The organism is Pseudomonas urmiensis (genome assembly GCF_014268815.2).
Lineage (GTDB): Bacteria > Pseudomonadota > Gammaproteobacteria > Pseudomonadales > Pseudomonadaceae > Aquipseudomonas > Aquipseudomonas urmiensis.
In genome coordinates this window covers 2,480,810-2,493,662 of sequence record NZ_JABWRE020000001.1, presented here as the reverse complement: position 1 = coordinate 2,493,662, position 12,853 = coordinate 2,480,810, and the positions used below count along the sequence as shown (strand labels likewise).

11 protein-coding genes are annotated in these 12,853 nt (G+C 62.1%); 2 read left to right on the top strand and 9 right to left on the bottom strand.

From position 1 onward, the window contains the following. Positions 1-14 precede the first annotated feature (14 nt). From HU737_RS11025 to HU737_RS11005, 5 genes are all read right to left on the bottom strand, one after another. Complete coding sequence (locus tag HU737_RS11025) at positions 15-1,496, bottom strand: aldehyde dehydrogenase (protein WP_186555254.1); 1,482 nt, start codon at positions 1,494-1,496, stop codon at positions 15-17. Next, on the bottom strand, positions 1,493-2,326 hold the full coding sequence (locus HU737_RS11020; protein ID WP_186555255.1) for an alpha/beta fold hydrolase: 834 nt from the start codon (positions 2,324-2,326) through the stop codon (positions 1,493-1,495). Before HU737_RS11020 ends, HU737_RS11025 begins: the two co-directional genes overlap by 4 nt. 60 nt (positions 2,327-2,386) lie before the next feature. Then, positions 2,387-2,983 carry an amino acid synthesis family protein gene (locus HU737_RS11015; protein WP_003256068.1) on the bottom strand — a complete coding sequence of 199 codons (597 nt, stop codon included), beginning with the start codon at positions 2,981-2,983 and terminating at the stop codon, positions 2,387-2,389. 297 nt (positions 2,984-3,280) lie between these two features. After that, entirely contained in the window at positions 3,281-4,324 is a 1,044-nt protein-coding gene (locus HU737_RS11010) for an LLM class flavin-dependent oxidoreductase (RefSeq protein ID WP_186555256.1), read from the bottom strand. A gap of 95 nt (positions 4,325-4,419) precedes the next feature. Next, entirely contained in the window at positions 4,420-4,905 is a 486-nt protein-coding gene (locus HU737_RS11005; protein WP_186555257.1) for a flavin reductase family protein, read from the bottom strand. 319 nt (positions 4,906-5,224) lie between these two features. Between HU737_RS11005 and HU737_RS11000 the strand changes: the two genes are divergently transcribed. Next, entirely contained in the window at positions 5,225-6,628 is a 1,404-nt protein-coding gene (locus HU737_RS11000) for a purine-cytosine permease family protein (RefSeq protein ID WP_186555258.1), read from the top strand. A gap of 55 nt (positions 6,629-6,683) precedes the next feature. Here HU737_RS11000 and HU737_RS10995 read toward each other — a convergent pair whose 3' ends face one another. From HU737_RS10995 to HU737_RS10980, 4 genes are all read right to left on the bottom strand, one after another. Further along, a complete protein-coding gene (locus HU737_RS10995) occupies positions 6,684-7,649 on the bottom strand; it encodes a ribonuclease Z (protein WP_186555259.1) in 966 nt (321 codons plus the stop codon). A gap of 42 nt (positions 7,650-7,691) precedes the next feature. Next, a complete protein-coding gene (locus HU737_RS10990) occupies positions 7,692-9,455 on the bottom strand; it encodes an L-lactate permease (RefSeq protein ID WP_186555260.1) in 1,764 nt (587 codons plus the stop codon). Between the two features lie 205 nt (positions 9,456-9,660). Continuing rightward, positions 9,661-10,383: a UDP-2,3-diacylglucosamine diphosphatase gene (locus tag HU737_RS10985; RefSeq protein ID WP_186555261.1), complete on the bottom strand. Its 723-nt coding sequence runs from the start codon at positions 10,381-10,383 to the stop codon at positions 9,661-9,663. Beyond that, positions 10,380-10,883, bottom strand: coding sequence for a peptidylprolyl isomerase (locus HU737_RS10980; RefSeq protein ID WP_186555262.1), 504 nt, complete (start codon positions 10,881-10,883; stop codon positions 10,380-10,382). Before HU737_RS10980 ends, HU737_RS10985 begins: the two co-directional genes overlap by 4 nt. 260 nt (positions 10,884-11,143) lie before the next feature. Here HU737_RS10980 and HU737_RS10975 point away from each other — a divergent pair, with 260 nt between their 5' ends. Then, complete coding sequence (locus HU737_RS10975) at positions 11,144-12,847, top strand: glutamine--tRNA ligase/YqeY domain fusion protein (RefSeq protein WP_186555263.1); 1,704 nt, start codon at positions 11,144-11,146, stop codon at positions 12,845-12,847. Positions 12,848-12,853 lie beyond the last annotated feature (6 nt).

Below are 12,853 nucleotides of genomic sequence, written 5' to 3'. Positions count from 1 at the left end.
CTTGGCAGGCCCTCTTAGCGCATCACGAAAGGATCGGGCATCGGCGCGGTGGACAGGTTGATCCACACAGTCTTCAGCTCGGTGTAAGCGAGCACCGAATCGATGCCGCTCTCGCGGCCATAGCCGCTGTTCTTGAAGCCGCCAATCGGCGCCATGGCCGAGACTGCGCGGTAGGTGTTGACCCAGATGATCCCTGAACGTACATCGCGGGCCAGGCGGTGGGCGCGGCCCAGGTCGCGAGTCCAGATGCCGGCGGCCAGGCCAAACTGCGAGTCGTTGGCTATCGCCAAGGCCTCTTGCTCAGTCTTGAAGCGAATCACCGCCGCGACCGGGCCGAACACCTCTTCCTGCATGATCTTCATCGAGTTGCTGTCGCACTCGAACAGGGTCGGCTCATAGAACCAGCCTTCACCCTCGACCTCGGCACGCTTGCCGCCCATGCGCAGCTTGGCGCCCTCGGCGTTGGCCGCCGCGACCAGGCCTTCGACCACGGCCAGTTGCTGGGCGGTGGCCATCGGGCCCATTTCGCTGAGCTCGTCCTGCGGGTTGCCGATGCGGATGCGCTTGGCGCGTTCGATCAGCCGCTCGACGAATTCATCGAAGATCTCGTCTTGCACCAGCAAGCGCGAGCCGGCCACGCAGCTTTGCCCGGAGGCGGCATAGATGCCGGCTACGGCGCCATTGATGGCGCTGTCCAGGTCCGCGTCGGCGAAGATGATGTTCGGCGACTTGCCGCCCAGCTCCAGCGACAGCTTGGCGAAGTTCTCGGCGCTGCTGCGCACCACGTGACGGGCTGTGGCGGCGCCGCCTGTGAAGGCGATCTTGCGGATCAGCGGGTGGCGGGTGAGGGCAGCGCCGGTGCTTGGGCCGTAACCGGTCACCACGTTGACCACACCCGGCGGGAAGCCGGCTTCCAGGGCCAGGCGGGCTAGCTCGAGGATGGTCGCCGAGGCGTGCTCGGACGGCTTGAGGACGATGGTGTTACCCGCTGCCAGGGCCGGGGCCAGCTTGATCGCGGTCAGGTACAGCGGGCTGTTCCAGGGAATGATCCCGGCAACCACGCCCATTGGCTCGTGCACGGTGTAGGCGAACAGGTCGGGTTTATCCAGCGGCAGGGTGCCGCCTTCGAGCTTGTCGGCCAGGCCTGCGGTGTAGTGGAAGAACTCTGGCAGATAACCGACCTGGCCGCGGGTTTCGCGGATCAGCTTGCCGTTATCGCGGCTTTCCAGCTGGGCCAGGTGCTCTTTGTTTTCGGCAATCAAGTCACCCAGGCGGCGCAGCAGCTTGCCCCGTGCCGTGGCGCTAAGGCCACGCCAGGTTTGACTGTCGAAGGCGCGCTGGGCTGCTTGTACGGCCAGTTCGACGTCGCCTTCATCGGCATCGGGCAGTTGCGCCCAGGCCTGGGCGGTCGCCGGATCGAGGCTGTCGAAGGTCTTGCCGCTCTGGGCATCGCGCCATTGGCCGTCGATGCACATCTGGAAACGAACGAGGGTCATGCAACAATCCCCTTGGCGGATTCGGTGAGGGTGCGGGCTTGCCTGAGGAAGTCCAGCAGCATCTTGTTGACTTCGCGCGGCGCTTCTACCGGCATCATATGCCGTTGTTCGGCGAGGACCACGCTGTGCGCACCGGGAATGCGCGCGGCGAGCTGGCGGGTCATGGCCGGGGTCGAACCTTGGTCGAGCTCGCCGGTAGCGATCAGGGTCGGTACCTGGATCGTGCCCAGGTCGTCTGCGCGATACATGTCCTGAGTGGCGAACAGCGAGTATGTGGTGTGGTAACCCTGGGGGTCGTTGCTGGCCAGGACCTGGCGAATCGCCGCGACCTGGGCCGGGTTGGCGGCCTTGTATTCGCGGCTGAACCAGCGGTCCAGGGCGGCATCGACGTTGGCGTCCGGCCCTTGCTCAGCCGCCTGGGCGGCGCGGGCGATAACCCCTGCGCTCTGCTCTGGGGTGCGGTTGAAGACGCTATTGAGCACTACCAGCGCGGACAATCGCTGCGGGTAGTTCAGGGCAAAGGCGCGGGCGACCAGGCCACCCATGGAAAAACCGATCACGGTGGCTTGAGTAATCTGCAAATGATCGAGCAATTCGGCCAATTGCGCGGCGTAGCCTTCCAGCGGTGTGTCAGCGGCAGGCAGGTGGCTCTGGCCGTGGCCGAGCATGTCGTAGGCGATGACTCGGTAGTCGTTGGCCAGGCCGACGAACTGCCCACCCCACATTTCCTTGTTCAGGCCCACGCCGTGGATCAGCACCACAGGCTGGCCCTGGCCTTGGCTCAGGTAACTGGTCCCGGCCGGTGTACGTTCAGCAACAGGCTGAATCATGGTGGGGCGCTCCTTGAAGGCCGGGGCTTGCAGGCAATGCCCCAGCGCTTCTGGTTGTTGTTATTGAGCGTTGGCCTTCTCGGCGGCCAGTTCTTCCAGGTCGATATAGCGGTTGCCGATGCGCGGGTGCAGGCGGCCGCCGTCAGCGGCGCCCAGGACCACGACGATTTCGTCGGCGCGCGGTGCGTCTTCGATCTGCATTTCCAGGGTGATGTAGTGCGAGCGCAGGCCTTCGTCGTCCTTTTGCATCATCGGGATCTGGATCGAGGTGCCAGGGCCACCGCGCTTGTTGGTGAAGCTCAGGTAGCTCTTGGCCTGGACCGCTTCGCGGTAGTGGTTGCCAAAGCGCAGGGTGTGGATCACCGCCGAGGCGTGTTCGATTTCGCCGTCGGCGCCGACCACCGCCGCCTTGCCGTAGGCCTCGATCTTGTCGGCACCGCCGATGGCAGCGGTCAGGCGCTCGACCATCAGTGCACCCAGCTCGGAGCAGTTGGCGCGGATTTCCGGCTTCAGATCTTCAACGAACCCGCGGCCAGCCCACGGGTTCTTGATCACCACGGCCAGGCCGACCATGGTCACCGGTTTGTCGGTGGCCTTGCCGCCTTCGATGCGGGTCTCTTCGGAGTAGGTGACGATCTTGCGGATTTCGAAACTCATGGGCAGCTCCTGTGAAGGGTTATCAGGTCTTGTTGTCTGATGGTATACCATAATATTTGTAGTGCAAGAGGTGGTCGGAAATTTCTCTGCCCAGAAGATGAAAGGTGCTCTGTCGGCTTGAGCCTTTTCGCGGGCAAGCCCGCTCCCACAGGGATAGCGCGCGGGACCTGTGGGAGCGGGCTTGCCCGCGAAAAGTCCACCGCCGCTGCCATCTTGCTGCGCCAAGCACGCAAAAAAATGCCCGCTCCTGCAGCAGCCGGAGCGGGCGCTTCCCGCAATCAATCAGGCAATGGGAATTCAGTTGAACGCCGGCACCACTTCCTTGATGAACAGCTCCAGCGACTTCTTCTTCTCGGCATGCGGCAGGCTGTTGTCACACCAGAAGCTGAACTCGTCGACGCCCAGTTCCTGGTAGTACTTGATCCGCGCGATGATTTCTTCAGGCGTGCCGATCATGGTGTTCTTGCGAATGTTTTCCAGCTCGAACGCGGGCACTTCGGCGAATTTCGACTCAGGGCTCGGCTCAAGGAAGCCATTGACCGGGGTGGTCTTGTTGCCGAACCAGGCATCGAAGGTGCGGTAGAAGCGCGAGATGGCTTGGGCGCCGATCTTCCAACCGTCTGGCTCCGCCGGGCTGTGCACGTGGGTGTGGCGCAGCACCATCAACTGCGGGCGCGGCACGTCCGGGTTGTTGTCCAGCGCGGCCTGGAACTTGTTCTTCAAGTCCAGCACTTCTTCGTCACCCTTCATCAGCGGGGTGACCATGACATTGCAGCCGTTTTTCACGGCAAAGTTGTGCGAATCCGGATCGCGTGCGGCGATCCACATCGGCGGCATGCCTTTCTGTACCGGCTTGGGCACGCTGGTGGAGGTGGGGAACTTGTACACCTCACCTTCAAAGGCATAGTCGCCTTTCCACAGTTCGCGCACCGCCGGGACCATCTCGCGCAGGGCCTTGCCGCCGTCGGTAGCCGGCATGCCGTTGGCCATGCGGTCGAACTCGAACTGGTAGGCGCCACGGGCCAGGCCGACTTCCATCCGACCGTTGCTGATCACATCGAGCAGGGCGCATTCACCGGCTACCCGGATCGGATTCCAGAACGGCGCGATGATGGTGCCGGCGCCCAGGCGGATGTTTTCGGTGCGCGCCGCCAGGTACGCCAGCAATGGCATCGGGCTGGGCGAGATGGTGTATTCCATGGCGTGGTGTTCGCCGATCCACACGGTGCTGAAACCGCCGTCCTCGGCCATCAGGGTCAGTTCGGTGAGGTCTTCGAACAGCTGGCGGTGGCTGACCTGTTCATCCCAACGTTCCATGTGCACGAACAACGAAAATTTCATGGGGCTTTCCTCGAAGCTTGAATGTCGCGCCTGCCTGGGCAGGCGCCAGAAACCACGACGGGCGCGCCCGGCACCCATCGACAGGATAGGTGCGCTCAGGCGAAGGCGGGCAGGCTGGCCATCTTGCCGCGGCAGTAGATCATCGGCAGTGGCGCTTGCTCGGGGACGATCAGGTTCTGCACTTTGCCAACCATGATGGCGTGGTCGCCACCTTCATATTCACGCCACAGCTCGCATTCGATGATGGCGGTGGCATTGGCCAGCAGCGGGTTGCCCAGCTCGCTCAAGGTCCACTCGATACCGGCGGCCTTGTCCTTGCCTTTTTTGGCGAAGGCATAGGCTTCAGCCTGCTGTTCACCGGAAAGCAGGTGAATGGCAAAGCGCTTTTTCTGCATCAGTACCGGGTAGGAGTCGGAGCTGTAGTTGGGGCAGAACAGCACCAGTGGCGGGTCCATCGACAGCGAGGAAAAGGCACTGGCGGTCAGGCCGACGATCTGGCCGTCGTCGTCCAGGGTGGTGATGACAGTGACGCCGGAAGGGAAGGAACCCAAAACGTTCTTGTAGACGGTTGCGTCGATCATGAAGTGATCCTCTTCGCAGGGGTAGCGGTGGTCCGCTTTTTATCGTTGATGTGTCTGATGGTATACCGTAATACTCGATTTGCAAGCGGAATTTTCCGCCTGGTGAAAATCACGATGAGCGGCGCAAGGCCGCGTAAAACGTGGCTTAGCCAAAGAATCACGCTCTGCCGGTGGGCTGCTGAACCGGATCAGTTAGGTTATTTTCGGGCGGTGCAGTGTTGTCAAAAGTTTGGAATACCATAATATGGTCCGCAGCTGAGAGGCCGCCCAGAGCGGTTTCCTACAACGATAAAAAACGACCCTTTCGAGCTGAAATCCTATGTCCCAACCGTCGTCGCAACACCAGTTTGTCGAGAATCACACGGTCGATTACGTCCCACCTGACGAGCGCCATGGGAAGGCGCGCGACCTGTTCACCCTCTGGTTCAGCACCAACATTGCACCCCTGCCTATCGTCACCGGTGCCATGGTGGTCCAGGTGTTCCACTTGAACCTGCTGTGGGGGCTGATTGCAATTGTGCTTGGCCACATGCTGGGCGGCGTGGTCATCGCCCTGGCTTCTGCGCAGGGGCCGCAGCTGGGCATTCCGCAGATGGTCCAGAGCCGTGGCCAGTTCGGCCGTTATGGCGCGTTGCTGATCGTGTTCTTCACCGCGCTGATCTACATCGGCTTCTTCATTTCCAACATTGTCCTGGCTGGCAAGTCGATCCATGGCATTGCCCCCAGCGTACCGATGCCGACGGCCATCGTCATCGGCGCCTTGAGCGCTACGGCGATTGGCGTGATTGGCTATCGCTTCATTCATACCCTCAACCGCATCGGCACTTGGGTGATGGGCTCGGCGCTGTTGGCTGGCTTCGCCATGATGTTCATCCAGGACCTGCCGGCAGACTTCTTCAGCCGTGGCAGCTTCAATCTGTCGGGCTTTATCGCCACGGTGTCGCTGGGCACCATCTGGCAGATCAGCTTCTCGCCTTACACCTCCGACTATTCGCGCTACCTGCCGCGTGAAATCGGGATCGCCAAGCCGTTCTGGGCCACTTACCTGGGGGCCACCCTGGGCACCATCCTGTGCTTCAGCTTTGGTGCCATTGCCGTGCTGTGCGTGCCGGAAGGCACCGACGCCATGGCTGCGGTCGAGCAGGCCACAGGCTGGCTGGGGCCGATTCTGATGGTGCTGTTCCTGCTCAACATCATCAGCCACAACGCCCTCAACCTGTATGGCGCGGTGCTGTCGATCGTCACCGCGATCCAGACCTTCGTGGCGCAGTGGACGCCGAGCATCAAGCTGCGGGTAGTCCTCGCAGCGGTGATTCTGCTCGGTTGTGGCCTGGTCGCGTTGAACGCGTCGGCGGATTTCATTGGCCAGTTCATCGGCTTGATCCTGGCGTTGCTGCTGGTGCTGGTGCCGTGGGCTTCGATCAACCTGATCGACTTCTACCTGATCAAGAAGGGCGTGTATGACATCGCCTCGATCTTCCGCGCCGATGGTGGGATCTATGGCCGGTTCAACCCGCACGCGATCATTGCCTACGCCTGCGGGATCCTGGTGCAGTTGCCGTTTGCCAATACCGCGCTGTATGTCGGGCCGTATTCGAACCTGGTGGAAGGGGCGGACCTGTCCTGGTTATTTGGCTTGTTGGTGACGTGCCCGCTGTATTACTGCCTGGCGACGCGTGGCCGCAGCGAAAGAGCGGCGCGCGCTTTGAGTGTGAATGAGTAAGCAGATCAGGGGCCGCGTTGCGGCCCTTGGTGGTCGTGGCTGTTAGCGATGCGCCTCAAAGGCTGGCTATCGGCTGCAGCCGGCCTTCCCGGTCCAGGTGGTAACGCTGTAGATCTCGCGCCAGGATCAGCTGCCCGCTGTAATGGGCCAACGCCTCGGCACGCACATCATCGATCGAGGGGCTGCGCTGCGGATTGTCCTGGTAGCGGGCACTGAAGTGCGTCAGCACCAGGTTAGGCACCCCCGCAGCGTGGGCGAACTGTGCGACAGCGGCGGCAGTGCTATGGCCAAAGTTCGACTGTGCACGTGCCAGGATGGGCTGGGTGAAGGTCGCTTCATGTACCAGTACATCGGCACCTTTGGCCACTTCGGCCAACAGGTTCGGTGAATCGTTGTCGCCACAGACGATGACGCGTCGTGGCGGGCGCGAGGGCTTCAGGTAATCCTGCGCAGCGAGCTGTTGGCCGGCGTGCTCGACCGAGCGGCCCTGGGCCAGCTCACCCCACAGCGGCCCACGGGCAATGCCATCGGCCAGCAGCTTGTCGGTATCCAGGCGCGGCTCGGGATTGATTTCGCTAAACACGAAGCCATAACTGGGCACCCGGTGCGACAGCTCGACGGTGCTCACCTGCACCTGGGCGCTGCTCCAGTGCTGGAGAGTTTCCACAGCCTGCAAGTGCAGCTCGAAGGGCAGGTAGGTCTGGCTCACGGCCAGGCTTTGGCGTAGCCAGTCGTGCAAGGCCAGCGGCAGGATCATCGGCAGTGGTTCGCTGCGCCCAGACATGCCGGCACTGGCCAGCAAACCTGGCAGGCCATAGCAGTGATCGCCATGCACATGGGTGATGAAAATGGCGCGCAAGTCGCGCATCGACAGCGGGGTGTGCAGCAGTTGGTGTTGCGTGCCTTCGCCGCAATCGACCAGGTACCAGCCTTTGCCGGAGGCCTCGATCACGGCCGTGGCGCTGACATTGCGGGCCTTGGTGGGCACCCCGGAGGAGGTGCCCAGAAACTGCAGGTCCATTGCAGGATCCTCTACGGATAAATCGGCATTTTACCCAGACTTTCAGCCGCCGCCGACCACCATCGCCGTGAACGGCGCCACGTACGCCTGCAAGGTCACCAGGCCGCCGACCAGAATTGCCAGGATCACCGAGTGGAAGAACACATAGCGCAGGATCTCGCCTTCATGCCCATACCAGCGGGTCGCGGTGGAGGCGACCACGATCGACTGCGCATCGACCATCTTGCCCATCACCCCACCCGAGCTGTTGGCCGCAGCCATCAGTACCGGGCTCAGGCCAAGTTGCTCGGCGGTCACCCGCTGCAGCCCGCCGAACAGCACGTTGGAGGCGGTGTCCGAGCCGGTCAGGGCGACCCCCAGCCAGCCCAGCAGGGTGCCGAACATCGGGTAGAAAATGCCGGTGGCGGCAAACGCCAGGCCCATGGTCGCATCCAGCCCTGAGTAGCGCGTGAGAAACCCCAGGGCGAGCATCGCGACGATGGTGATCAGCGAATAACGCACCACCCAGATCGTGCGCAGGTACTGCTTGGCCAGGGCTAGCGGCGAGTAGCCCATCAGCAGGCCGCCGAGAATCGCCGCCAGCAAGATCCCGCTACCGGTCGAGGTCAGCCAGGTGAACTTGTACACCGCGTCCTCTTTTTTCGGCGTGGGCACAACAGGCGGGACTTTTTCGATCTGCTGGTGGATGGCCTCGAACGTGATGCTCGGGGCGAAGATTGGGTTGGCTTCACGCAGCGGCTTGCCCTGCGCGTCCATCATCACCACGCCTGTAGCAGGGTCCAGCGCGGGGCGGGTATCGAACAGGTTCTTGAAGCTGGCCGTGCCCCAGGCGAAGACGAATACCGTGAGGATGATCCAAGGCATCCACGCCCGCAGCACCGTGCGCCTGTCCGACTGGCTGAAGGCCAGGGTATCGCCAGCAGGCGCCTTGGGGTCGGCTTCGACCTTGGAATTGTCCACCCGCCCGGTGAGTGCAGCAGAGGTGTGCACCGTGGCCGGTTTCCACACCCGCAAAAAGCCGGTCAGGCAGGCCATGGAGATCAATGCGGCGATCACATCCACCAGCATTGGCCCGTGGTAGTTCGACACCAGAAACTGCGGAATGGCAAAGCTGACCCCGGCCACCAGAATCGCCGGCCATATTTCGATCGTCTTGCGCCAGCCGGCAAACGCCCAGATCAACCAGAACGGCACGATCACCGAGAAGAACGGCAACTGTCGACCGACCATCATCGACAGCTCCATTTCATCCAGACCGGTGACCTTGGCCAGGGTGATGATCGGCGTGCCCAGGGCGCCGAAGGCGACGGGCGCGGTGTTGGCGATCAGCGCCAGGCCCGAGGCGGCCAGGGGCGAAAAGCCCAGGCCGATCAGAATCGCCCCGGTCACCGCCACCGGTGTGCCAAAGCCCGCCGCTCCTTCGAAAAAGGCGCCGAAGCAGAACGCGATCAGCAACAACTGCAGGCGACGGTCGTCAGTGATGCGTGCGAGCGAGTCCTGCAGCACCTTGAACGAGCCGTTTTCGGTGGTCAGGCGGTGCAGGAAGATGATGTTGAGCACGATCCAGCCGATGGGCAGCAGGCCGTTGGCCGCGCCGTACAACGCCGCAGAACCTGCCATGTTGGCGGGCATGTCGAACGCCAGGATGGAAATCAGCAAGGCCGACGCCAGGGCGAGCAGGGCGGCGATATGCGCTTTGATGTGGAAGAACGCCAGTGCCGCCAGCATCACCACGACGGGGACTGCGGCCATGAGGGTGGAGAGCCAGGGGCTCCCGAACGGATCGTAGATCTGCTGCCAAACCATCTGCCACCTCGCTTGTTGTTATGGGAGGTATTGCATTGAATGGGCGGTCGGCACTGCAAGGACGCCAGCTGCAGTATAGGAAGGATTTGTTCGCGTGCAGTTGCAGGGCAGCAATGTGCCGTTTGCATCCATTTGAGTTGCATCAGCCCTGGCGTGTTCGCGGGCAGGCCGCCAATCAAGCCAGGGCTGAGCAGTGAGAAGCAGATCAGTTGAAGTCGAACGGGGCCAGCTGGAAGCCCTGTTCATCGACCTGCAACGCCCAGCCGCGGCGGTCCCAGTCGCCGAGCACGATACGCCGTGCTGGCTGACCATCGACCACCAGCTTGTGAATCGCCGGCCGGTGGGTATGCCCATGCACCAGCGTACGCACGCCGTGCGCAGCCATCACCAGGGGCACTTGCTCAGGGGTAACGTCGACGATCTCGGTGTTTTTCATGCGCGTTTGCGACTGGCTTTCGCTACGCAGCTTGCGCGCCAGCTTTTGCCGGGTGGACAGCGGCAGGTGCCGCAGGATCCACAGGCTCAGCGGGTTGCGCAGGTAGCGGCGCAGCTTCATGTAGCCCAGGTCGCGGGTGCACAAGGTATCGCCATGCATCAGCAGTACGGGCTCACCCCCCAGCTCGACCACGCAAGGGTCGTCCAGCAGCGTGGCGCCAGCGGCCTTGCAGAAGTCCTGGCCAAGCAGAAAGTCGCGGTTGCCGTGCATCAGGTAGATCGCCGTTCCAGCGTCGCTGAGCTGGCGCAAGGCCTGGCAGATCGACTGCTGGAAAGGACTCATGGCGTCATCGCCGATCCAGGCTTCAAAGAAGTCGCCCAGGATGTACAGCGCCTTGGCGTGACGCGCACGGCCTTCGAGCAGATCAACAAACGCCCGGGAAATGTCCGGGCGTTCTTCTTGCAGGTGCAGATCAGAGATCAGCAGAATCACTCAATGATCTCGGCTTTCTCGATGATCACGTCGTCTTTCGGCACGTCCTGGTGGCCGGCCTTGGAACCGGTGGCAACGCCTTCGATCTTGTCGACCACGTCCTGGCCTTCGGTCACTTTACCGAACACGGCGTAGCCCCAGCCCTGCACGTTCTTGCCGCTGTGGTTGAGGAAGTCGTTGTTCGAGGCATTGATGAAGAACTGCGCGGAGGCCGAATGCGGCTCCATGGTACGGGCCATGGCGATGGTGTACTTGTCGTTCTTCAGGCCGTTGTCGGCTTCGTTCTGGATGCTTGGCTTCTTGTCGCGTTTTTCGTTCATGCCTGGTTCGAAACCGCCGCCCTGGATCATGAAGCCCTTGATCACACGGTGGAACACGGTGTTGCTGTAGTGGCCTGCTTTGACGTATTCCAGGAAGTTGGCAACGGTCAGCGGGGCCTTTTCGGCATCCAGTTGCAGGACGATGTCGCCGTGGTTGGTGCTCAATTTGACTTTGGACATGCTGAAATTCGCTCTATCAAGGCATTTTGGAAATAGGGTGCACAGGTGCGCATATTGTCACCTGACGCAGGATCGGGCGAGCGCGACACAAGTGCGCGGCGGCCATTTTGCCGGATTACGCTACACCGTCGCGATAAACACTGCGATAAATCGTGCCACTTTGTCGGTGTCCGGCTGTCAGCAGCTTGACTGCTTCGGCTATGATAGGCCCTTTGATTCAATAGGCCTACCCAGGCCGAATACGTGCATTCAAGGATCCTATGAGCAAGCCCACTGCCGACAACGCGCCCAACGCCGCTGCCAAAGGCGCTCCCGCCGTCCCTGCGAACTTCCTGCGGCCGATCGTCCAGGCCGACCTGGACTCGGGCAAGCACACGCAAATCGTCACCCGCTTCCCGCCGGAGCCTAACGGCTACCTGCACATCGGCCATGCCAAGTCGATTTGCGTCAACTTTGGCCTGGCCAAAGAGTTCGGCGGCGTCTGCCACCTGCGTTTCGATGACACCAACCCGGCCAAGGAAGACCAGGAATACATCGACGCCATCCAGGATGATGTCAAGTGGCTGGGCTTCGAGTGGGCAGGTCCGGTGCGTTACGCCTCGCAGTATTTCGACCAATTGCACGACTGGGCCGTAGCGCTGATCAAGGCGGGTAACGCCTATGTCTGCGACCTGACGCCTGAGCAGGCCAAGGAGTACCGGGGCAACCTGACCGAGCCTGGCAAGAACAGCCCGTTCCGCGAGCGTAGCGTCGAGGAAAACCTCGACCTGTTCGCGCGCATGAAGGCCGGCGAGTTCAAGGACGGCGAGCGGGTGCTGCGGGCCAAGATCGACATGGCCTCGCCGAACATGAACCTGCGCGACCCGATCCTCTACCGCATCCGCCATGCCCACCACCACCAGACCGGTGACAAGTGGTGCATCTACCCCAACTATGACTTCACCCACGGCCAGTCGGACGCGATCGAGGGCATCACCCACTCGATCTGCACCCTGGAGTTCGAAGGTCATCGTCCACTGTACGACTGGTTCCTGGACAACCTGCCGGTGCCGGCCCATCCGCGCCAGTACGAATTCAGCCGGTTGAACCTGAACTACACCATTACCTCCAAGCGCAAGCTCAAACAGCTGGTCGACGAGCAGCACGTGCATGGCTGGGACGACCCGCGCATGTCGACTCTGTCGGGCTTCCGCCGTCGCGGCTACACCCCGGCATCGATCCGCAACTTCTGCGAAATGATCGGCACCAACCGCTCCGACGGCGTGGTCGACATGAACATGCTCGAGTTCAGCATCCGTGACGACCTCGACCGCAATGCGCCACGCGCCATGTGCGTGCTGCGTCCGCTGAAGGTGGTGATCAGCAACTATCCAGAAGGCCAGGTGGAAAACCTCGAGCTGCCACGTCACCCCAAAGAAGACATGGGCGTGCGCGTACTGCCGTTCGCCCGTGAGCTGTACATCGACCGTGACGACTTCATGGAAGAGCCGCCAAAAGGCTACAAGCGCCTTGAGCCAAACGGTGAAGTGCGCCTGCGCGGCAGCTATGTGATACGCGCCGACGAGGCGATCAAGGACGCAGCAGGCAACATCGTCGAACTGCGCTGCTCGTACGACCCCGACACCCTGGGCAAGAACCCCGAGGGGCGCAAGGTCAAGGGCGTGATCCACTGGGTGCCGGCCGCCACCAGCGTCGAATGCGAAGTACGCCTGTACGATCGCCTGTTCCGCTCGGCCAACCCGGAGAAGACCGAGGAGGGCGGCAGCTTCCTGGACAACATCAATCCAGACTCGCTGCAGGTGCTGACCGGTTGTCGTGCGGAACCTTCCCTGGGCAACGCCCAGCCTGAAGACCGTTTCCAGTTCGAGCGCGAAGGCTACTTCTGCGCCGACCTGAAAGACACCCAGCCGGGCCGCCCGGTGTTCAACCGCACCGTCACCCTGCGTGACTCCTGGGGTAGCTAAGGAATC